At 69.8% G+C, this 20,500-nt stretch carries 18 protein-coding genes; 8 read left to right on the top strand and 10 right to left on the bottom strand.

The window, feature by feature from the left end; translation table 11 throughout:
* Positions 1-114: 114 nt before the first annotated feature.
* Both C9J49_RS12940 and C9J49_RS12935 read left to right on the top strand, forming a co-directional pair.
* A complete protein-coding gene (locus C9J49_RS12940) occupies positions 115-1,359 on the top strand; it encodes an AarF/ABC1/UbiB kinase family protein (RefSeq protein ID WP_107182362.1) in 1,245 nt (414 codons plus the stop codon).
* Positions 1,360-1,420: 61 nt separating this feature from the next.
* On the top strand, positions 1,421-3,256 hold the full coding sequence (locus C9J49_RS12935) for an SEC-C domain-containing protein (RefSeq protein WP_107182361.1): 1,836 nt from the start codon (positions 1,421-1,423) through the stop codon (positions 3,254-3,256).
* A gap of 24 nt (positions 3,257-3,280) precedes the next feature.
* Here C9J49_RS12935 and C9J49_RS12930 read toward each other — a convergent pair whose 3' ends face one another.
* Positions 3,281-4,642 (bottom strand): MFS transporter, encoded by a 1,362-nt coding sequence (locus C9J49_RS12930; protein WP_035596787.1) that lies wholly within the window; start codon positions 4,640-4,642, stop codon positions 3,281-3,283.
* Positions 4,643-4,791: 149 nt separating this feature from the next.
* Between C9J49_RS12930 and rfaH the strand changes: the two genes are divergently transcribed.
* The 3 genes from rfaH (at position 4,792) to ccoM (ending at position 6,331) form a co-directional block, all read left to right on the top strand.
* On the top strand, positions 4,792-5,334 hold the full coding sequence (gene rfaH, locus C9J49_RS12925) for a transcription/translation regulatory transformer protein RfaH (RefSeq protein WP_035596791.1): 543 nt from the start codon (positions 4,792-4,794) through the stop codon (positions 5,332-5,334).
* A 42-nt stretch (positions 5,335-5,376) separates the two neighbouring features.
* On the top strand, positions 5,377-5,883 hold the full coding sequence (locus tag C9J49_RS12920) for a peptidylprolyl isomerase (RefSeq protein ID WP_107182360.1): 507 nt from the start codon (positions 5,377-5,379) through the stop codon (positions 5,881-5,883).
* 328 nt (positions 5,884-6,211) lie between these two features.
* Positions 6,212-6,331: a cytochrome c oxidase subunit CcoM gene (gene ccoM, locus C9J49_RS17420; protein ID WP_281288357.1), complete on the top strand. Its 120-nt coding sequence runs from the start codon at positions 6,212-6,214 to the stop codon at positions 6,329-6,331.
* 99 nt (positions 6,332-6,430) lie between these two features.
* Here the strand turns inward: ccoM and C9J49_RS12915 are convergent, their stop codons facing one another.
* Both C9J49_RS12915 and C9J49_RS12910 read right to left on the bottom strand, forming a co-directional pair.
* Entirely contained in the window at positions 6,431-7,009 is a 579-nt protein-coding gene (locus tag C9J49_RS12915; protein WP_046079682.1) for a lytic transglycosylase domain-containing protein, read from the bottom strand.
* A 112-nt stretch (positions 7,010-7,121) separates the two neighbouring features.
* Positions 7,122-8,834, bottom strand: a complete 1,713-nt coding sequence (locus tag C9J49_RS12910) for a proline--tRNA ligase (RefSeq protein ID WP_046079681.1) — start codon at positions 8,832-8,834, stop codon at positions 7,122-7,124.
* A 250-nt stretch (positions 8,835-9,084) separates the two neighbouring features.
* Between C9J49_RS12910 and C9J49_RS12905 the strand changes: the two genes are divergently transcribed.
* Positions 9,085-10,620: an acetyl-CoA hydrolase/transferase family protein gene (locus C9J49_RS12905; RefSeq protein ID WP_181454301.1), complete on the top strand. Its 1,536-nt coding sequence runs from the start codon at positions 9,085-9,087 to the stop codon at positions 10,618-10,620.
* Positions 10,621-10,782: 162 nt separating this feature from the next.
* Here the strand turns inward: C9J49_RS12905 and C9J49_RS12900 are convergent, their stop codons facing one another.
* The 3 genes from C9J49_RS12900 to C9J49_RS12890 form a co-directional block, all read right to left on the bottom strand.
* Positions 10,783-11,694 (bottom strand): carbon-nitrogen hydrolase family protein, encoded by a 912-nt coding sequence (locus tag C9J49_RS12900; protein ID WP_107182359.1) that lies wholly within the window; start codon positions 11,692-11,694, stop codon positions 10,783-10,785.
* Entirely contained in the window at positions 11,691-12,287 is a 597-nt protein-coding gene (locus C9J49_RS12895; protein ID WP_107182358.1) for a GNAT family N-acetyltransferase, read from the bottom strand. Before C9J49_RS12895 ends, C9J49_RS12900 begins: the two co-directional genes overlap by 4 nt.
* Positions 12,288-12,395: 108 nt before the next feature.
* The gene (locus C9J49_RS12890; protein WP_107182357.1) at positions 12,396-13,622 is read right to left on the bottom strand and encodes a benzoate/H(+) symporter BenE family transporter; all 1,227 of its coding nucleotides are present in this window, start codon (positions 13,620-13,622) and stop codon (positions 12,396-12,398) included.
* A 183-nt stretch (positions 13,623-13,805) separates the two neighbouring features.
* Between C9J49_RS12890 and C9J49_RS12885 the strand changes: the two genes are divergently transcribed.
* Positions 13,806-14,441, top strand: a complete 636-nt coding sequence (locus C9J49_RS12885) for a helix-turn-helix domain-containing protein (protein WP_107182356.1) — start codon at positions 13,806-13,808, stop codon at positions 14,439-14,441.
* On the opposite strand, the gene C9J49_RS12880 is transcribed toward C9J49_RS12885, so the two are convergent.
* The 4 genes from C9J49_RS12880 to C9J49_RS12865 form a co-directional block, all read right to left on the bottom strand.
* Positions 14,360-15,271, bottom strand: a complete 912-nt coding sequence (locus C9J49_RS12880; protein ID WP_107182355.1) for an N-acetylmuramoyl-L-alanine amidase — start codon at positions 15,269-15,271, stop codon at positions 14,360-14,362. The genes C9J49_RS12885 and C9J49_RS12880 overlap by 82 nt on opposite strands.
* A gap of 3 nt (positions 15,272-15,274) precedes the next feature.
* Positions 15,275-16,018, bottom strand: a complete 744-nt coding sequence (locus C9J49_RS12875) for a DUF3307 domain-containing protein (protein WP_107182354.1) — start codon at positions 16,016-16,018, stop codon at positions 15,275-15,277.
* Complete coding sequence (locus C9J49_RS12870) at positions 16,015-16,662, bottom strand: hypothetical protein (RefSeq protein WP_107182353.1); 648 nt, start codon at positions 16,660-16,662, stop codon at positions 16,015-16,017. Before C9J49_RS12870 ends, C9J49_RS12875 begins: the two co-directional genes overlap by 4 nt.
* Before the next feature lie 105 nt (positions 16,663-16,767).
* A complete protein-coding gene (locus C9J49_RS12865) occupies positions 16,768-17,661 on the bottom strand; it encodes an NAD(P)-dependent oxidoreductase (protein ID WP_107182352.1) in 894 nt (297 codons plus the stop codon).
* 437 nt (positions 17,662-18,098) lie between these two features.
* Between C9J49_RS12865 and C9J49_RS12860 the strand changes: the two genes are divergently transcribed.
* Positions 18,099-20,483, top strand: a complete 2,385-nt coding sequence (locus C9J49_RS12860; protein ID WP_107182351.1) for a DNA polymerase II — start codon at positions 18,099-18,101, stop codon at positions 20,481-20,483.
* Positions 20,484-20,500 lie beyond the last annotated feature (17 nt).

Here is a 20,500-nt window from a genome sequence, read left to right as displayed (position 1 = left end):
CACGGTCGATGGAAGAAAGTATGGGAATTCTTACAGTATTTACCACGGGCCGCCAGGGGTAAGATGGGGCGACGCTGTACAATGCTTGTCACACTTTATCGGAGGGCGTGATAGATGCGCGAACGCGGCCGCACACGGCGCCTGCTGGGCCTGGGCACTCGTACCGGCGGGGCACTGCTGCGTACCCGACTGGGCGGGCAGGCCGACTGGCGTGCCCTCGGCGAGGCGCTGTTCGAGGGGCTCTCCGAGCTCAAGGGGCCGGCCATGAAGCTGGCCCAGGTGATGTCCCAGTGGGATGATCTGCTGCCGCCGGAGCTGGCCGACGAGCTGGCCCGGCTGCAGCGCCAGGCCACGCCGATGCCCTGGGAGTCCATTCAGGGCACGCTCGAGGCGCAGTACGGCGACCTGGAGGCGGTCTTCGCCGAGGTCGAGACCGCGCCCTTCGCCAGTGCCTCCATGGGCCAGGTGCACCGGGCGGTGACCCGAGATGGCGAGACGGTGGTGCTCAAGGTGCAGTACCCCGGCCTCGCCGAGGTGCTGGAGGGCGATCTCGCCCAGCTGCGTCGCCTGATGCGTCTGGGACGCTGGTTCAAGGTGCCCCAGGCGCGCCTCGATGCGCTGTTCGAGGAGCTCGCCGCCGGCCTGCGCGACGAGCTGGACTACCGGGCCGAGGCCGAGCACCTGGCGGGTTACCGGGCGCGCTATGCGCATCTCGACTCGCTGGTGATCCCCGAGCCGCTGACCGATCTCTGCGGGCCCCATGTGCTGGCGATGCGCCACGTGGCGGGCACGCCGCTGCGCGAGCTGGAGGATGCCGACGACGCCGTGCGTCAGCGGGTGGCCACGACCCTGGCCGACTGGCTGACCGAGGAACTGTTCACCTTCGGCGAACTGCACGCCGATCCTCATGCCGGCAACTTCGCCGCCGATGACGAGGGTCGGCTGGTGATCTATGACTTCGGCGCCGTCATCCCGGTGCCCCGTGAGCGGCTGCCGGCGATGATGCGTCTGCTCGAGGCCACCCTGGCCGCGGACCCCATGGCCATGGATGCGGCGATGCTCGAGCTGGGCGGTCGCCAGGGGGAGGGCGCGCCCCTGGCGCTCTACCGCGAGGCCGCCGAGGCCGTGGGCCCGCTGTTCGCCCCCGGCATCCAGGACTTCGGCGACGTACGCGTGCACCGCCGGCTGCGCGAGCTGAGCCCGCGGGTGTGGGCGGCCATGGATCGCCTGCAGCCGCCGGCGGACACCCTGCTGCTGTCGCGCACCCTGAACGGCCACTACTGGAACCTGGTGCGCCTCGGCGCGCGGCTGGACATGGATGCCCGGGTACGGCCCCTCTTCGCGCAGGTGTCGCGGTGAGCGGCTGCCAGCCCGGCCCGCGGCTGGTAGACTGTGCGGTTTTTCGGCAGGGGAGACGGCCATGCTGGCGGTATGGGTAGAACAGCTGCTGGGGTTCGCCTCGGGCGCCCTCAAGGCGATTCGCGAAGACGAGCGTTATCCGACGCTGATGGCCTGGGCGCGCAAGGAAGGTCCCAAGCTCACCGGGGATCCGGCCATGGCCCAGGCGCTGGCTCCGGAGCTGTGGTCGCAGACCCCGCTGGCGCGGCTGGACTTCGAATGCGAGGCGCTGGCCCGCCCGGGGCGCAACGAGCCCTGCTGGTGCGACTCAGGGCGCAAGACCAAGCGCTGCTGCGGCGCCGTCAGCCTGCCGGGCGAGGTGCCCGATCACCTGATGTGGATGCTGTCGCTGCGCGAGTGGAAGGGCGATACCCTCAAGGCCGCGCTGGCCAGCGGCAAGGCGCCTGCCCAGGCGCTGCTCGAGGCCGGGCTGATCGCCGCCGAATCCGGCCAGCGCGGTCGTGCCCAGCAGATCCTCGAGTCGCTGTTCGAGACCGCCGACTGGTCGCGCCTGCCCGAGCAGGCCGAGCCGGCCTTCGAGATCCTGGTCGATCTCTATCAGGAGCGCGGTTTCCATCGCAAGCGCGAGGCGCTGCTCGATGCGGTGCTCGATCGCGGCCCGCTGTTCCTGCGCGGCGTGGCCCTGGAGCGACTGTGCCTGATGCATCTGGACAACGACGACCTGGACAGCGCCCGGGCCGCCTTCGTGCGCGCCCAGCAGGCGCTGCCGGACTCGCCGACCCTGGCCTACATCGAGGCCATGCTGCTGCTGCACGAAGGGCACGAGGAAGAGGCCCGGGAACGTTCGAGCTTCTGGTTCCGCCGCCTGTCCCGCCAGGGTGAGCTCGCCCCCGACCAGCTGCAGTTCCTCTCCGACCTGGCCGACAATCCCGGCGCCACCCTGGCCGAGCAGCTGCTCAACGCCGAGGAGGACCTGGCCGAGCCGCTGGTGGCGCTGCAGGCGTTGCTCGAGTCGCTGGACGGTGCGCCGACGCTGGATCTGCGCGTCGAGGAGGGCCAGCTGGCCTATCACCGCAGTGCCCGGGAAGACACCCTTTATGCCGCCTTCCGCGCGGTGTTCCCCGCCGAGGTCGAGAACGAGGCGCCGCTGGGCTTCGACGACGATCCCTGGCAGGCCGCCGGAGAGTGGCTGCCGGCGCTGTGCGCCCATCCCGAGTGGCTCGATTCGCCGGCGGTGGTGCAGTCGCTGGCGCTGGCGATGACGAGCCGCTTCGGCAGCCTGCCCTGGATGGCGCCGAGCCTGTTCGAGCCGCTGTCCGCGCGCCTGGAGGACTGGCTGGAGCAGGCTCGAGAGGCGAGCCAGCAGTCCGCCGGCGAGGCGGCACTGGGCTGGGACGCCGCCGACAACGCGGTGTTGTTGCGCACCGGCCTGGCGCTGGTGGTGGGCATGGAACGCGGTGCACGGCAGCGCTCCCGGCACCTGGCCGAGCGGCTGCTCGAGCTGGACGACCGTGACAGCCTGGGGCTGCGCGAACTGGTGCTCGACCAGCTGCTGCGCGAGGGTCGCGATACCGAGGCCCTCGCGCTCAGCGAGTCGGCGCTGGCCAAGCCGTCCGAGGACGAGGCGGTGCTGGGGCTGCTGATGGGGCGCGTGCTGGCATTGTACCGCCTGGATCGCGTCGACGAGGCCATCGAGGCGCTGAGCGAGTCTCGGCGCCATAACGGGCACGCCCTGGCGCTGCTGTGCGCCGAGAACCCGCGTCCGCCCAGCCCGTCGGGCGACGGCACCGCGGCACCCGGTTCGCGGGCCGAGGCCTGGCAGTACCGTACCCTGATGCGTGACCAGTGGCGCGCCACCCCGGGCGCGCTGGAATGGCTCGCCGGTCGGCTGGACTGAGCGGCGGGGCCGAGAGGGGCGGCCTCAGGCCGTCGTCGGTGCCGGCGCCAGACGACGGTCTCGGCTGACCCAGACCGCCAGCGCGATGGCCGGCAGACCCAGCACCGAGGCCGCCAGGAAGAAGTCCGCATAGCCGTGGGCTTCGACCACCAGGCCGCCGAAGCCGCTCAGGAACTTGCCGGGCAGGGTCATCAGCGAGGAGAACAGTGCGTACTGGGTGGCGGTGTAGGCGCGTGAGGTCAGTCCCGAGAGGAAGGCGATGAACACCGCGCTGGCCAGCCCGTTGGAGAGGTTGTCGCCGACGATGGTGACCACCAGCATCGGCAGGCTGTCGCCGGCCAGCGAGAGGGCCACGAACAGCAGGTTGGTCAGGGCGGTGGCGGTGGCGCCGAGGATCAGGATCGGCCCCACGCCGTAGCGTGCCACCAGCAGGCCGCCCAGCAGACCGCCGCCGATGCTCATGGCGATGCCGAACACGTTGGTCACGTTGGCGATGGCCTCGAGGCTGAAGCCCAGATCGATGTAGAGCGGGTTGGCCATGGAGGCCATGGCCAGGTCGCTGATCCGGAATACCGCCACGAAGGCCAGCAGCCATAGTGCCTTGAGCCCGTGCCGGCCGAAGAAGTCGGTGAACGGGCAGACTACCGCGCCGATCACCCAGGCGCCCAGGCGGCGCAGCCAGGCCGGCCGGCCGCGGCTGGCACGCAGGAAGGCCCGTACCCGTGGCTCGTGGATCAGCTGGGTGGCGAGCGCCTGGCGTTCGGGTTCCGGGCGCACCAGCACCGTCAGCATGCCCACTGCCATCAGTGCCGCCATCGCCAGATAAGCGACGTGCCAGGACGCCAGCGAGGCCAGGTAGAGCGCCCCGGCGCCGGCGGCGATCAGCCCGCCGCGATAGCCGATGATGTAGGTCGAGGCCATGGCCGCCTGCAGATCCTCCGGCGCCGACTCGATGCGAAAGGCGTCGATAGAGATGTCCTGGGTCGCCGAACCGAAGGCTACCAGCAGCGCGAACAGCGCCACCAGCGGCAGCTGGCTGGGCGGGTCGAGGCTGGAAAGCCCCACCAGGCCCATGGCGATCATCGCCTGGGCCAGCAGCATCCAGCCGCGGCGCTGGCCGAGCCAGCGGGTCAGGCCGGGCAGCGCCAGGCGGTCGACCACCGGCGCCCAGAAGAACTTGATCGAGTAAAGGATGCCGATCCAGGCGAAGAAGCCGATCGCCGCCACCTCGACGCCGTCGCTGCGCAGCCAGGCCGAGAGGGTGGAGAACACCAGCAGGAAGGGCAGGCCCGCCGAGAAGCCCAGGAACAGCATGGTCAGTACCGGGGCGCGCAGATAGACCGACAGGGCGCTGCGCCAGCTGCGGTGCGCGGTGGGGGTCGGCATGGCGGGGCTCTCCTTGCGATGGGTCAGGTCACGCGCCGGGCCATCGATGCTAAGATGTCGCTCACGACGGGGCTCGGTGACGCCGGCGGCGCGCGCCGCCGATTGTTGCAGAGCCCCGGCGCCGACACCAGCCAGAGACGATCGACGACATGCGAGATGACGACCTTTCTCTCGAGGGCGCCGAGGACGCGGTGCCGCGCTGGTATGCGATCCAGTGCAAGGGCGGCGAGTCCTTCCGGGCCGCCGAGCATCTGGGCAACCAGGGCTACGAGGTCTTCCATCCTGTTCTAGAAGTGCAGAAGAAGCGCCGAGGCAAGCTCGAATGGGTGAGCGAGCCGCTCTTCCCCTATTACCTGTTCATCCGCCTCGACCGGCTGGTCAGCAACTGGCGACCGATCCGCTCGACGCGGGGCGTGCTCAAGCTCGTGACCTTCGGCGGCGAGATGCCGGTGGCGGTCGGTGACGGGCTGATCGAGGCTCTGCGCCGCCAGGCCAGCCAGGATGACGACGACGTCGCTCACGTCTATTTCCGCGCCGGCGAGACGGTGGAGATCACCGAGGGGCCGTTCAAGGACCTCCAGGCGGTCTTCGCCAGTCACAAGGGCGAGGAGCGCGCCATCGTGCTGCTCAACATGCTGCATCAGCAGCAGCGCCTGGAAATGCCCGTCTCCCGGCTGCGCCGCCGCGACTGATACGATTCCCCCTTCCTTTCATTTCCCCGTACCGGAGGTCCCATGACCATCGCCCCCCAGCGGGTCGTGATCCTGCACTACGTGCTGAGCGACGAGGACGGCCAGATCCTCGACGATTCCCGTGCCCGTCAGAAACCGCTCGAATACCTGCACGGCCACGATAACCTGATGGCCGGGCTGGAGCGCGCCCTGGCCGGCAGCGAGGCCGGCGCCGAGCTCGAGGTGACGCTGTCTCCCGACGAGGCCTACGGTCGGCGCGACGAGGCGCTGGTGCGCGAGGTCGGCCGCGATGCCTTCCCGGTGCCCGACCTTGCCCCGGGCATGCGCTTCCAGACCCGTGGCGACGACGGCCCGGAGATCGTCACCGTGCTCGAGGTGCGCGACGACGGCGTGCGGATCGATACCAATCATCCGCTGGCCGGACGCACCCTGCACTATCGGCTTGAGGTACTGGAGGTGCGCGAGGCCACTCGTGCCGAGCTGGCCAAGGGCCATCCGCTGCCGCCAGGCACCACGCCGGACCAGGTGGAAGACAAGAAGGTGATCTGAGCGTTGGACCCGAGAGCGCCGGCCGCGTCCTCATCGGCGTGGCCGCGTGTCCCCTCTCTTTCTCTCCCGCCCTGTCTTTCTTTTCCGCCCTTTCTTCCTGTCTTCCTTCCTCCCGTCCTCCCTTCTTGCTGCCCTTCAGCGCGATGCGGCACCGTTTCCGGGGCCGATGATCTTTCCTCGGGCGCGTCGTGCGGTCGTGGAACTGACCTGGATCAAGCCCGTGCGGCCGGCAGGTGCGCACCGGGCGGCGCACTTGACGCAGATCAGCGTATCGCCCGGGACGTGCCGCTAGAGTGGAGTCATCACATCGCGACGGGAGGCAAGCACCATGTACTGGGATGATGCCGTGATCTTCGGGCTTGCCACCGTCGGCATGATGATCGCCTTCATGGGCGGCTGGATCGCCTTCGTCATCCGCGACCACCATCGTCGCAACAAGAAGCGCTGATCCACCGTTCCACCGTCGTCAGGGGAGGGGGGATTCCCCCCACTAGGCCGACCCTTCGGGGCCGGCTTTTTTTTGTGCGTCGTCCGGGGAGAGGCTTGCTCAACGGTCGGCGGTCAGGCGTTCCGGCAGGCCGGGCGCCGCGGGCGTCCAGCGTCGGGCCAGGGCGCGCATCACTCGCTCGGGATACCAGGTCTTGCCCAGGCTGCCGTTGTAGCGGGCCAGGGCGCGGGTGAGATCGCCGTCCTCCACCGCCAGGTAGTGGGCCAGTATCGTGCAGCCGTAGCGCAGGTTGCGGATGGGGTCCTTGAGGTCGTCGGCGGGCAGCCCGAGCTCCCGGATCCAGAACGGCATGATCTGCATCAGCCCCACGGCGCCGGCTGAGGATACCGCCTCGGCGCGGAAGGCGCTCTCGACCTGAATGACCGACAGCACCAGCGAAGGCGGAAGGCCGGCCAGGCTCGCTTCCTGATGGATGCGGGCCAGCAGCGTCTGGCGACGATCGGCATCGGGCACGTAGCGCGCCAGGCGCGGTGCCATGTCGTTGATCCACTGGCGGGCCGCCCACACTTCGGCGGGCGAGCGCGGCGTCTGCCGGGCGCCGTCCAGGGTCGGGCGCAGCGTGGCGGGGGGCGGCGGCAGGGCCTGAACCACCGGCGCCCGGTCCAGGACCGGGCGCACGGAGAGGGCATCGAGGAAGTCGCTGCCCGTTTGGTCCTCGAGCGGCTGGGCGACGAGCGGCGTCGCCAGCAGCAGGGAGGCGGCCGCCGCCAGGGCGGCCGTCAGGTACCGCTTACCGGGCGTCGATCTTCTCGCGCAGGAAGGCGAGGATGTCCCCGGCGGGGACCATGGTGGCGTCGCTGTCACGGCGTCCCTTGTACTCCAGTTCACCCTTGTCCAGCCCGCGGTCGCCGACCACCAGGCGATGGGGAATGCCCATCAGTTCCTGGTCGGCGAAACGCACGCCGGGGCGCAGGTCGCGATCGTCGAGCAGCACGTCGAAGCCGGCGGCGCTGAGCTCCTGATAGAGACGCTCGCTTTCCTCGCGCACGCGCTGCGACTTGTGAGCGTTCATCGGCACCACGGTGACGTGGAAGGGCGCGATGGCGTCCGGCCAGATGATGCCGCCGTCGTCATGGTTCTGCTCGATGGCGGCGGCCACGACCCGGCTCACCCCGATACCGTAACAGCCCATCCAGGGGTGCGCGGCCTTGCCGTTGGCGTCCAGTACGGTGGCATTCATCGCTTCGCTGTACTTCTGGCCCAGCTGGAAGACGTGCCCGACCTCGATGCCGCGCTTGATCGACAGCGTGCCCTGGCCGTCCGGGGAAGGATCGCCCTCGACCACGTTGCGCAGGTCGGCGACCTTGGGCAGCGGCAGGTCGCGCTCCCAGTTGATGCCGAAGTAGTGCTTGCCGTCGACGTTGGCGCCGGCGCCGAAGTCGCTCATCATCGCCACGCTGCGGTCGATCACGACCGGCATGTCGAGGTTCACCGGGCCCAGCGAGCCGGGGCCGGCGCCGGCCGCCGCGCGGATCTCTTCCTCGGTGCCCATGGTCAGCGGGCTCGCCACCTCGGGCAGGTTCTCGGCCTTGACCTCGTTGAGCTCGTGGTCGCCGCGCACCAGCAGCGCGATCAGGCCGCCCTCGGTGGCGTGCACCATCAGCGTCTTGATGGTCTTCTCGATCGGCAGGCCGTGCTGCTCGACCAGCGCGGCGATGGTCTTGGCGTCCGGCGTGTCGACCAGGCGCAGCTCCTCGGCGGGGGCGGCGCGCTCGCCCTGGGGCGCCAGCGCTTCGGCCTTCTCCATGTTGGCGGCGTAGTCGGACTCGGTGGAGAACACGATGTCGTCCTCGCCGGAGTCGGCCAGCACGTGGAACTCGTGGGAGCCGGTGCCGCCGATGGAGCCGTTGTCGGCGATCACCGGGCGGAAGTCGAGCCCCAGGCGGGTGAAGATGCGCACGTAGGTGTCGTACATCACCTGATAGGTGTCCATCAGCGAGGCTTCGTCGATGTGGAAGGAGTAGGCGTCCTTCATCACGAACTCGCGGGAGCGCATCACGCCGAAGCGTGGGCGGATCTCGTCGCGGAACTTGGTCTGGATCTGATAGAAGTTCGACGGCAGCTGCTTGTAGCTGGCGATCTCGCGGCGCACCAGGTCGGTGATCACTTCCTCGTGGGTCGGCCCGACGCAGTAGTCGCGCTCGTGGCGGTCCTTGAGGCGCAGCAGCTCGGGCCCGTACTGGTCCCAACGGCCGGATTCCTGCCACAGCTCGGCGGGCTGCACGGCCGGCATCAGCACTTCCTGGCCACCGGCGCGATCCATCTCCTCGCGGACGATCCGCTCGACCTTGCGCAGGGTGCGAAGGCCCAGCGGCAGCCAGGTGTAGAGCCCCGAGGTCAGGCGGCGGATCATCCCCGCACGCAGCATCAGCTGATGGCTGACCACTTCGGCGTCGGCGGGCGTTTCCTTGAGGGTGGAGATCAACAGTTGCGTGGCGCGCATGGGTCGCGGATATCCTCGAAAGCGTCGTATAGAGGGGATGGGCCGACCGGATATGAGCGGCCCGAATTGAACGGCATTGTACGACCAAGCGCGAGTGGCGGCAAAAGCGACGCGAGGCGCCGGCGCGGCTACGCCTTTGGTCGAAGGCGGGCGGACATGTGTAGCTGGCAATCTATTAGCGTGGAATGATTAAGGCAGGCCGCCGGTCACTTCCGACGGTTCCTTCCCCACCGACGAGGAGATTGCAGGCGTGTACGACGACGATCGCATCCGGCAGCGCTGCCGCTGGCCGCAATGGCATGACAGGCTCCGTTCGGCCGAACAGGCCGCGGCGCTGATCGAGGATGGCATGACGGTCGGGATGAGCGGTTTCACCCGGGCCGGCGAGGCCAAGGCGGTGCCGCTGGCGCTGGCCGAGCGGGCCGCCCGCGATCCGCTGTCGATCACCCTGATGACCGGGGCGTCGCTCGGCAACGACCTGGATCGCCTGCTCACCGAGGCCAACGTGCTGGCGCGGCGCATGCCGTTCCAGGTGGACACCACCCTGCGCCGGGCGATCAACGACGGGCGGGTGATGTTCATGGATCAGCATCTGTCCGAGACCGTCGAGCTGTTGCGCAACCATCAGCTCGCCGATCTGGACGTGGCGGTGGTCGAGGCCTGTGCGATCACCGAGGACGGCGGCATCGTGCCGACCACCTCGGTGGGCAACTCGGCCAGCTACGCGCTGCTGGCCGACAAGGTGATCGTCGAGCTCAACCTGGCCGCGCCCGCCGAGCTCGAGGGCATGCACGACATCTTCGCGCCGGCCATGCGCCCGACGCGCCCGCCGATCCCGGTGGTGGCGCCGGACTCGCGCATCGGCACCACGGCCATTCCCGTCGACCCGTCACGCATCGCCGCCATCGTGGTCACCGAGGGCCAGGACAGCCCCTCCACCGTGCTGCCGCCGGATGCCGATACCGCGCGCATCGCCGAGCACCTGATCGGCTTCTTCGCCGACGAGGTCGAGGCGGGGCGCCTGACGCCCTCGCTGCTGCCGCTGCAGGCCGGCATCGGCAGCATGGCCAACGCGGTGATGTGCGGCCTGGCCGAGGGCCCCTTCGAGCACCTGACCATGTACTCCGAGGTGCTCCAGGATTCCACCTTCGACCTGCTGGACGCCGGCAAGCTCGATTTCGCCTCCGGCTGCTCGATCACCCTCTCCGAGGCCTGCGGCGAGCGCGTCTGGCCGCGTCTGGCCGAGTACCGCGACCGCCTGGTGCTGCGGCCCCAGGAGCTCTCCAACCATCCCGGCATCGTGCGCCGGCTCGGGGTGATCGCCGTCAACACCGCGCTGGAGGCCGACATCTACGGCAACGTCAACTCCACCCACGTGAACGGCTCGAAGATGATGAACGGCATCGGCGGCTCCGGCGACTTCGCCCGCAACGCCCAGCTGTCGGTGTTCGTCACCAAGTCGGTGGCCAAGGGTGGGGACCTGTCGAGCTTCGTGCCCTTCGCCAGCCACGTCGACCATACCGAGCATGACGTCGATATCCTGGTCTCCGAGCACGGCCTGGCCGACCTGAGGGGGCTGGCGCCGCGGGAGCGCGCCGAGGTGATCATCGAGCACTGCGCCGATCCCCGCTATCGCCCGGCACTGCGGGACTACTTCGCCAGGGCCTGCGCGCGCGGCGGGCACACGCCGCACTGCCTGGAATCGGCGCTGTCCTGGCATGTGGCCGCCCAGCGTGACGGCCACATGCGCTCGCTAATCGAACAGGTCGAGCCGCGTTCGGCCTGACGCCGCGCGCGAATCCCGCCTCCGGGTGGCGGCGGCTGGATGCCATCCACCTGATCTTTCCGGAGCACCGGCTGCGTTCTTCCAAGGTCGCCGCCTTCGTCGACGACCTGATGGCGCGGCGCGAGCGGCTGTCGCCGCGCCTCGAGGCGGGCGGTTGAGACGTTAGGTGAACGTCTCTTGGGTGATGCCCGTGGCCAGGCAGGCGTCCTGCAGGGACCAGTCGGCGTGGTTGTTGACCTGGCCGTGGTCGCGCAGGGCGCGGATCGCGGCCAGATCGAGGCGGGCGATCTGCCAGCCCGGGGTGGCATCCGCGGCCCGGGTCAGCACGCCATCGGGCGGAAAGCCGTGGTCGCAGGGCGTGTAGATGCCAGCGCGACCGACGTTGATGTCCACCGCCGGCGACCACAGCGCCTCTCCCACCGTGGGTGACTGCACGATCGCCACCTGCTGCTCGATGGCGCGGGCCTGGGCGCTGAGCCGCACCCGCTGATAGCCGGCCTCGGTGTCGGTGCAGCTTGGTACCAGCAGCAGCTCGGCGCCGGCGTCCACCAGCGCCCGGGCCAGCAGCGGGAACTCGCTGTCGTAGCAGATCAGCACGCCCAGCCGCCCGGCCGGGGTGTCGAAGACCTTGAGGCCGTGGCCGGCCTCGACGCCCCATTCGTCGTTCTCGAAGCGCGTCATCACCTGCTTGTCCTGATGGCCCAGGTCGCCGTCCGGGCCGCACAGCCAGGCGCGATTGACGAAGCGGCCGTCATCGAGCCGCCAGGGCAGCGAGGGCGCGAGCAGGGTCACGCCATGCTCGCGGGCAAGCTCACGCCAGGTCTCGACGACGGCATCGCGCCAAGGCTGCAGGCCGTGCAGCTGGGCCGCCAGGTCGCCCTGCTCGGTTTCGGGCAGCAGCGAGGCCAGCTCCATGGCGCCGTACTCGGGAAACACCAGCAGCTCGGCGCCGCGGTTGGCGGCGTCATGCACCCAGCGTGCCGCCTTGGCCTGGAAATCGGCGAAGGTGGCGAAGCGGTCGATGGGGTACTGAGCGGTTGCCACGGTCACCGTCGGGCGGTGGTTCTCGCTCATGAATCCAGGGCCTTGAGCCAGAAGATCATCGGCTTGGCGGTCTCCTCGTCGGCATCGATGTCCTTCCAGCTGAAGGTGGTCGATAGCGACGGCGTGCGGCGATAGCCCCAGGCGTTCCAGAAGTCGTGCAGCGGTCGATAGTCGTCCGGCTTGAGCGGATGGTCGACCGGACGCTCCACGGCACAGAAGGCCGCATGGCCGAAGCCCTCGCTTTCGGCGTGGCTCTCGCGGGCCTCCATGAAGGCCTTGCCGATGCCGCGGCCGCGGTATTCGGGCAGCAGCACCGACTCGCCGTAGTAGAAGACGCCTTCGGGGCGGTAGCCGGCGGCCTCGAAGGGTGCGCGGAAGTCGTCGACCTCGTCGTCCAGCGGCTGGCCGGTGGCCGCGCCGACCAGGGTGTCGCCGTCGAAGGCCAGCACGAAGAAGCTTTCCGGGTTGGCGGCATAGCGCTCGAGGTAGCTGGCCTCGTAGGCCGCGTCGCCGTCGTAGAGATAGGGGAAGTCACGGAAGACCCGGATGCGCAGCTGGGCCAGGGCCGGCAGGTGCGGGGTGATGTCGCGTCCCCGGCAGATGGATAGGGTCGGGTTCGCCATGGGCTTGCTCCAGGGAGGAAAATTGTTATTGGGTCGCGGCACCCTAGCAGATGCGCCCGGGCTGACGCAGTGCGGCGGCGACGCCAGCGGTGCCGAGCGCGACATGGCTCAGGCGACGTTGCCCGCGGCGCGCCAGCGACCGATGGCCAGGGCGACCAGGCCGGCCACGAGGCCCCAGAAGGCCGAACCGATGCCGCCCGGCGCGATACCCGAGGCGGTGACCAGGAAGGTGAGCAGGGCGGCATCGCGCTGGCTGACATCGCCCAGGGCGTCGGCCAGCGACGCGCCGAGGGTCGGCAGCAGTGCCAGGCCGGCGATGGCGACCACCAGCTCGCCGGGCAGCGCGGCGAACAGCGAGCTCACGGTGGCGCCAAACAGCCCCAGCAGCAGGTAGAAGCCGCCCGCCGCGACCCCGGCGGCGTAGCGTCGCCGCGGGTCGTGATGCGCCTCCGGGCCCTGGCAGACCGCGGCGCTGATCGCCGCCAGATTGAGCGCGAAGCCGCCGAAGTGGGCCAGCGCCAGGCCGGCCAGCCCGGTGCCGCCGACCAGCGGCGAGATCGGTGGCTGGTAGCCGGCGGCGCGCAGGGCGGCCACGCCGGGCAGGTTCTGGGAGGCCATGGTGACCACGAACAGCGGGATGCCGACGCCGATCAGCGTGCCGAGGTCGAAGCTCGGCGCCGTATACGCCGGCACCGCCAGCGCCGGGGTGATGGCGCCCAGATCCAGCAGGCCCTGAGCCTGGGCCACCAGGCCGCCCACGGCCAGCACCAGCGGGATGGCATAGCGCGGCCACAGCCGCTTGGCCACCAGATAGGTCAGCCCCATCGCCAGCGGCAGCACCAGCCGGTGTTCCACGGTCATCACCAGGTCGAGCCCGAAGCGCAGCAGCACGCCGGCCAGCATGGCCGAGGCCAGTGCCCGCGGCAGGCGGTGCATCAGGCGTTCGAACAGCCCGGTCACGCCGCACAGGGTGATCAGCAGCGACGAGAACAGGAAGGCGCCGATCGCCTCGCTCATGGGTAGCCCCGGCAGGCTGGTGGCGAGCAGCGCCGCGCCCGGGGTCGACCAGGCGGTGAGCAGCGGCATGCGGTAGCGCAGCGAGAAGACCAGGGTGGTGACGCCGGAGCCGATGCCCAGCGCCCACAGCCAGGAGCCGATCTCGGCCTGGCTGGCGCCGGCCGCCTCGGCGGCCTGGACGATGATCGCCGCCGAGCTGGAATAGCCGATCAGCACCGCGATGAAGCCGGCGGTGAGGGTCGACAGGCTGCTGTCGCGCCACAGCGAGGAACGCTCGGCGGTGGCGGGGCTCGGCGTCGGCCGGCTTGGCGTGGACATGACTGGGGCTCCGGAAACGTGTGCGCTATAACGTACGATGGCGTCACCCTAGCACCGTGCGCTATAACGCACAAATGGGCAGGCACGCCACGGCGGCCGCGCTACAATGGCGCCTTTCCATCCATTCGAACGATCTATCAGAACGATCTATTAGAACTGTCCGAACGCGACCGGGAGAGGCCGATGCAGGAGATCTCGCAGCACATTGCCGAGCGGCTCAGGACGCTGCGCCGCGCCGAGGCCTGGAGCCTCGATCGCACCGCTCGGGAGACCGGCGTCAGCAAGGCCATGCTGGGCCAGATCGAGCGCGGTGAATCAAGCCCCACGGTGGCGACGCTGTGGAAGATCGCCAGCGGCTTCCGCGTGCCGTTCTCGAGCCTGTTCGAACCCGAGGCCGTCGGCGAGGGTGATGACGCGACCGGCGCCGCGCGTCAGGCCGCGCCGGCCTCCGAGGGCGATGCCGCCGGCATGGCGGCCGTGCCGCTGTTTCCCTTCGACCCCGCGCTCGACTTCGAGCTGCTGGTGGTGACCCTGGCCGCGGGCGCGGTCAGCGAGTCGGCGCCCCACGCGCCGGGCGTGGTGGAGCATCTGGTGGTGGTCGAGGGCGAGCTGGAGGTGCGGGTGGACGGCGTCTGGCGGCGTCTGACGGCGGGCGAGGGGCTGCGCTTCGCCGCCGATCGGCCCCACGCCTATCGCAACCCGGGCCAGGGGGCGGCGCGCTTCCACGACGTCATCCACTATCCCCGCGGTTCTGGTGTCTCTCCGGGCGACGGGATTGGCGAGGCCAGCTTGGGATCGGACAGCGCCTCGGGGCGGTAGCGAGCGAGCAGCGCCCACAGCCGAGCGGCAGTGTCGGCGTCCGGACGGCCGCGATGGTCGGCTGGCCGATAGCGCATCTGGAAGGCTCGCAGCGCGCCTCGGGTCGCGCCATCGAGTTTGCCGCTCGGTGTGACCGCATAGCCCCAGGCCGCCAGCGCCCGCTGCAGGGTGGCGAGCGGCGGCGGACCCGCGGCGAAGAGCCGACGGTAGCGGGCCAGGTCGGCTTCCAGCGGCCAGGTGCCGATGCCGGCCGCATACAGGCGCCGCCAGGGGAAGGCCGGTCCCGGATCGATCTTGCGCGTGGGCGCGATCTCGGCGTGGCCGAGCAGATCGGTGGGGGCGATGTCGTGGCGCGCGATCAGGTCCTTGAGCAGGACGATCAGCGCCGTGATCTGGTCGTCGGGGAAGGGCGCCCAGCTCACCTTCGAGGCGGTCTCGATGGACGGGCGATCCGGCCCGGCGTTGACCAGCTCGATGCCCAGCGAGCTGTCGTTGAGGTGGGTGCGGCCCGCCCAGGCGCTGGCACCGGCGTGCCAGGCGCGGCGCGATTCGTCGACCAGGCGATAGACGCGCGGCGCGCCGAGTTCCCGGTCGGGATGGCGCGCCACCAGATAGTGGGCGCTGACGCGGGGCCCGGTGAGAATCTCGAGCGAGGTCGCCTCGTCCTCGTCGGTGTAGTGCAGCACCAGAAAGCGTACCCGGCTGGAGTGGGCGCGGGACGAATGGCTGTCGTCGATCGCCACGCCGGTGGACTCGACGAGGCGTTCGCCGCCGGCGCAGCCGCCCAGCAGCAGGGCGAGCGAAATGTAGAACAGTGTCATGGATCGCATGGTTCAGGCCGTCCAGGGCAGCTGCCGCACCGCCAGCCCCAGCGCCAGGGTGGCGGTGACGCTGAGCAGGGTGCCCAGTAGCACGTACTCGGTGAGCTTGCGGTCGCGGCGGGCTCTCAGATCGCCGAAGCGCAGCACCGACTTGGCGGTGAGCAGAAAGCCCACCGCGGTCAGTTCGTCGAGCAGCACCAGGGTCAGCACCAGCAGCCGTTCGAGCATGCCGATGCGTGCCCCGGCGGCGACCAGGGTGCCGGGGTCGGTGACCTCCTCGCTCCAGGGGCGCATGGCCAGCGCGATGGCGATGGCCATGGGACGGGTGACCAGCAGGTAGGCGAGACCGTGAGCCATCACCTCGGGTCGGGCCAGCCAGTCGGCCGCCGCGGCGAGCGGCGCCAGGCTGCCCAGCGAGGCCAGCCAGACGCCGACCAGCACGGCCAGGTGCAGGGCCTGATCGACCAGAAACCAGCACAGTCGCCGCGGGTCCAGATGCGCCTTGCCCAGGTCGATCAGCGCGTGGCTGGCGGCGATGGTCACCGACCAGGCCACGGCGGCGAGCGGATCAATGCCGGCGACGACCAGCACCGCTAGGGCCAGCAGCCCATGGATCCCGGCATGCAGGTAGAGCACGCCGGCACGGGCCTTGTCGCGCTGGCGCGCCTCGACCCAGCGCCGCGGCTGGAGCAGGAAGTCCCCCACCAGGTGAGCGATGATCAGGGCGAACAGCGTCGTCAGGGCCGTGGCGGTCATGGCGTCGCCTCCTCATCGGCGAGCGAGGCGCGGACATGTGTCAGGGTGTCGGCCAGCAGGGCCCAGCGCGCGGCGCGCAGCCGCTTGTGGACGCTGGGCTGGCGAATGCCCAGCCGCTCGGCCAGCGCCTGCTGGGTGAGATCCTCGGTCAGACGCAGGCCGACCGCCTCGGCGGCGCGGGGCGACCAGTCGGCCAGCAGGGCATCCAGATGGCGGATCAGCAGTGCCTCGCAGGAGCCCTCATCGACGTCGGTATGCCGCAGGGCGAGGTGCGTCTCCGACGCATTCAGCGCGTCCAGTGCCTGGCCGGAGGCGACGAAGACCGGGCCATCGGCGGAGGCCAGCGCCTCGCCGGGCCGCCAGTCGTCGTGCCCCACCGCGACGGCGAGCCGGGCATCCCAGCGGTGTCCGGTCTCGGAGTGCGCGATCAGGGCGGCACGCAGCGCCACGGCCGCGTCCAGGGCCGCCTCGGCCCGGGCGATGGCGAGCTGGAAGCCGTCGCCGCGATAGCGCTGATAGTCGCCCTCGTGGCGCTCGGCGAGGCCCGCCAGGGTCGTCTCGAGCACTCGGTGGAGGCGTGGGCCCTCTTCGAGGCGGCGCGAGTCGATGATGTCTCCGGTGATGACGGCGAGGCGTGTGGCCATGGGGGCTCCCGAGGACGGCGGTCATGCCTCAGGATAGATTCTCGAGGCTATTTTTCAATGTAATAGCCTCATATGGCTATATCTGGGCGCCTCACGCCTCACGCCTCACGCCTCGCCCGAGCCCGGCGAGCGATAGGCCTCGACCAGGGTGGCCGGATCCGCCTCGCCGTGCCCGCGAGCGGCATGACCGCGCATCAGCTGGGCGGCCAGGGCGCTCATCGGCGTGGCGCTGGTGGCGCGGCCGCTCTGGGCCACCGCCATGTCCAGGTCCTTGAGCAGGGTGCGCAGGTGCCAGGGCGGGGCGGCGAAGTCGCGCTCGGCCATGCGCGGGGCGAGGATGCGAAACGGCCTGGAGTCGGCGAAGCCGCCGGCCAGCGCCTCGGTCAGCCGGGTGGCGTCCACGCCGCTGGCTTCCGCCAGGGCGACCGTCTCGGCGATCACCGCCGCCTGGCAGCCGACGATCATCTGGTTGCAGACCTTGGTCACCTGGCCGCTGCCCACCGGACCCATGTGCGTCACCCGGGCGGCCAGCGGGGCGAGCACCGGGCGCAGCGCGTCGACGTCCGCGTCGGTGCCGCCGCACATCACCGCCAGCTCGCCGGCCTCGGCGCCGGCCACGCCGCCGGAGACCGGGGCATCGACCCAGGCGACGCCGCAGGCGTCCGCGAGCCGCGCAGCCATGTCGCGCGTGGCGTCGGGGTCGCTGCTGGAGAGATCGAGCAGGCGCTGGCCGGGGCGCACATGGGCAGCCACGCCGTCCTCGCCGAACACCACGGCCTCGACCACGGCGGTGTTGGCCAGGCACAGCAGGATGACGTCCGAGGCCGCGACCAGCTCGCCGATCGAGCCGGCCACGCGGGCACCGGCCTCGGCCACGCCGGCGGTCTTGTCCGGCGAGCGGTTCCAGGCCGTCACCTCGAAGCCGGCCGCCAGCAGACGGCGGGTCATGGGGTCGCCCATCAGGCCGATGCCGATGAAGCCGAGGCGGGGAGAGGGCATGGCGATGCTCCGGTGGCAATGAAGATAAGCATCAGAATGCGCGATGGAAGGGATTTCCATCAAGTGCCGCCGGGCGTCGCGACCGGCGTCCGGTGCTCCGAAGTGACGCATCGCATCCATTAGGCGGTTCATGATGGTGCGCCGCAGCGTGGCCGTTCCACGCGGTCTCGTTCCGACACGGCGCTATATTTTATTATTTAATTGATTTTAAAGAGCTATTTATTTTTTGGCCTGTATATTGCTTTGATATGGGTGTCGGCGGTCGGAGCCTTTCCTGTCTGGGCTTTGCTCCGATTGTCTGCCGGTCGTCATTGCGTCGCAGTGAGACGACCGACCCGACGAGTGAGCTGGCGTGCTCCAACTGGCCTCCCTTCGGGGAGGCTTTTTTTATGTCCGTGACCCGTGAGTGTCTTGCCGCCGCGATATGATGGAGCCTCATGGGCAAGCGAGGAGCGACGGTAGTGGTGCGGCAGGGGTTCATCCTGACTCGAGATTGGCAGGAGACGTCCGAAGGCCCCCAGGGCGAGTTCTGGCTGGCGACCGACGAGGGGCCGCTGCGCGTGCGCGTGCCGCCGCGGCCGTCGGTGGCCTTTATCCCGGTGGAGCAGTGCCGACACGCCGAGGCCGTGCTGCATGGCGAGCGCGACGTCGAGCTGCGCTCCCTGGCGCTGCGCGACTTTCATCGACGCCCCGTGCTGGGACTCTACTGTCGGCCGCATCACCGCCTGACGGCCCTGGAACGGCGCCTGACGCACGCCGGCGTGGAGGTCTACGAGGCCGATATCCGGCCGCCGGAACGCTATCTGATGGAGCGTTTCATCACCGCGCCGGTGAGCGTCGAGGGAGAGCCCGACGGCGCGGGCGGCTTGATGGCGACGCGGCTCAGGCCGGCGCCGGACTATCGTCCACGACTCAAGGTGGTGTCGCTGGACATCGAGACCAGCGGGAGCGGCGAGCTGTATTCCATTGCCCTGGAAAGCGGGGAAGAACGCCGGGTACTGATGCTGGGCCCGCCCAACGGTGTGGCCGATGGGCTCGATTTCTCCCTCGAATACTGCGATAGCCGCTCGGACCTGCTGGAGCGGCTCAACCGATGGTTCGCCGAGCACGACCCGGATGCCATCATCGGCTGGAATCTCGTGCAGTTCGACCTGCGCATCCTCCACGAACATGCGCGGCGGCTCGGCGTTGCCCTGCGACTGGGGCGCGGCGGTGCCGTGATGGAGTGGCGTGCCCATGGCCATCAGGCCAATCGTTTCGTCGCCTCGGCGGCGGGGCGGCTGATCATCGACGGCATCGAGGCACTGCGCTCGGCCACCTGGCACTTCTCTTCCTTTTCCCTGGAGCACGTGGCCCAGGCGCTGCTAGGCGAGGGCAAGGCCATCGACAACCCCTACCAGCGGCTGGATGACATCCTGCGCATGTTCGTGGAGGACAAGCCGGCGCTGGCGCGCTACAACCTCAAGGACTGCGAGCTGGTGACGCGGATCTTCGCCGAGACCGAGCTCCTCGGCTTTCTGCTGGAGCGGGCCACGGTGACCGGGCTGTCCGCCGACCGCAGCGGCGGGTCGGTGGCGGCCTTCACCCATCTCTACCTGCCACGCCTGCACCGCCTGGGATTCGTGGCGCCGAATCTCGGCGAGGCAGAAGCCGCCGAGAGCCCCGGCGGCTTCGTGATGGATTCCCGCCCCGGCCTCTACGACTCGGTGCTGGTGCTGGACTTCAAGAGCCTGTATCCCTCGATCATCCGCAGCTTCCTGATCGACCCGGCGGGCCTGGTGGAGGGGCTCGCCGATCCCACGGACGCGGCCTCGGTGCCGGGATTTCGCGGGGCCCGCTTCTCGCGGACTCAGCACGCGCTGCCGGCTATCGTGGCGCGGGTCTGGGAAGGGCGTGAGGCCGCCAAGCGCGCGGGCAACGCGCCGCTTTCCCAGGCGTTGAAGATCATCATGAACAGCTTCTATGGCGTGCTGGGATCGAAGGGCTGCCGCTTCTTCGATGCACGCCTGGCCTCGTCGATCACGATGCGCGGGCACGAGATCATGCGACGCACGCGCGAGCTGGTCGAGGCCGAAGGCTATACCGTCATCTACGGCGACACCGACTCCACCTTCGTGTGGCTCGGCCGCGAGCATCCCGAGCAGCAGGCGGAGGCGATCGGCCGGCGCCTGGTGGCACACGTCAATGCCTGGTGGCGTGACCACCTGGCCCGGGAACATGGCCTCGCGAGCGCGCTGGAGCTGCAGTTCGAGACCCATTACCGACGCTTTCTGATGCCGACCATTCGCGGGGCCGAAGCGGGCAGCAAGAAACGCTATGCCGGACTGGTGCGCGACGCGTCCGGGGACGAGCGGATGGTCTTCAAGGGGTTGGAGAGCGTGCGCAGCGACTGGACGGACCTGGCCAAGGACTTCCAGCAGGAGCTCTATCGGCGCATCTTCAACGGCGACCCCTATCGGGATTTCATCCGCGACTATGTGCGTCGCACCCTGGCCGGCGACTTCGATGATCGGCTGGTGTATCGCAAGCGGCTGCGTCGTTCCCTGGACGACTATCGGCGCAACGTGCCGCCCCATGTGCGGGCGGCGCGGCTCGCCGACGAGGCCAGCGACCGGCTCGGTCGGCCGCGCCGTTATCAGCACGGCGGATGGATTCGCTACGTGATGACGGTGGCGGGGCCGGAGCCGCTGGAACAGCAGTGTTCGGCCATCGACACCGATCACTACCTGACCCGTCAGCTGCAGCCGGTGGCGGATGCCATCCTGCCGTTCGTGGGAGACGACTTCGCGACCCTGATCGACCGTCAGCTCGGGCTGTTCTGAGCCCGACTCTCTTCGCC

This window comes from Halomonas sp. SL1 (genome assembly GCF_003030865.2).
Taxonomy (GTDB): domain Bacteria; phylum Pseudomonadota; class Gammaproteobacteria; order Pseudomonadales; family Halomonadaceae; genus Halomonas; species Halomonas halophila.
The sequence above is the reverse complement of the archived record's forward strand: the minus strand, read 5'-3'. Positions and strand labels throughout refer to the sequence as shown.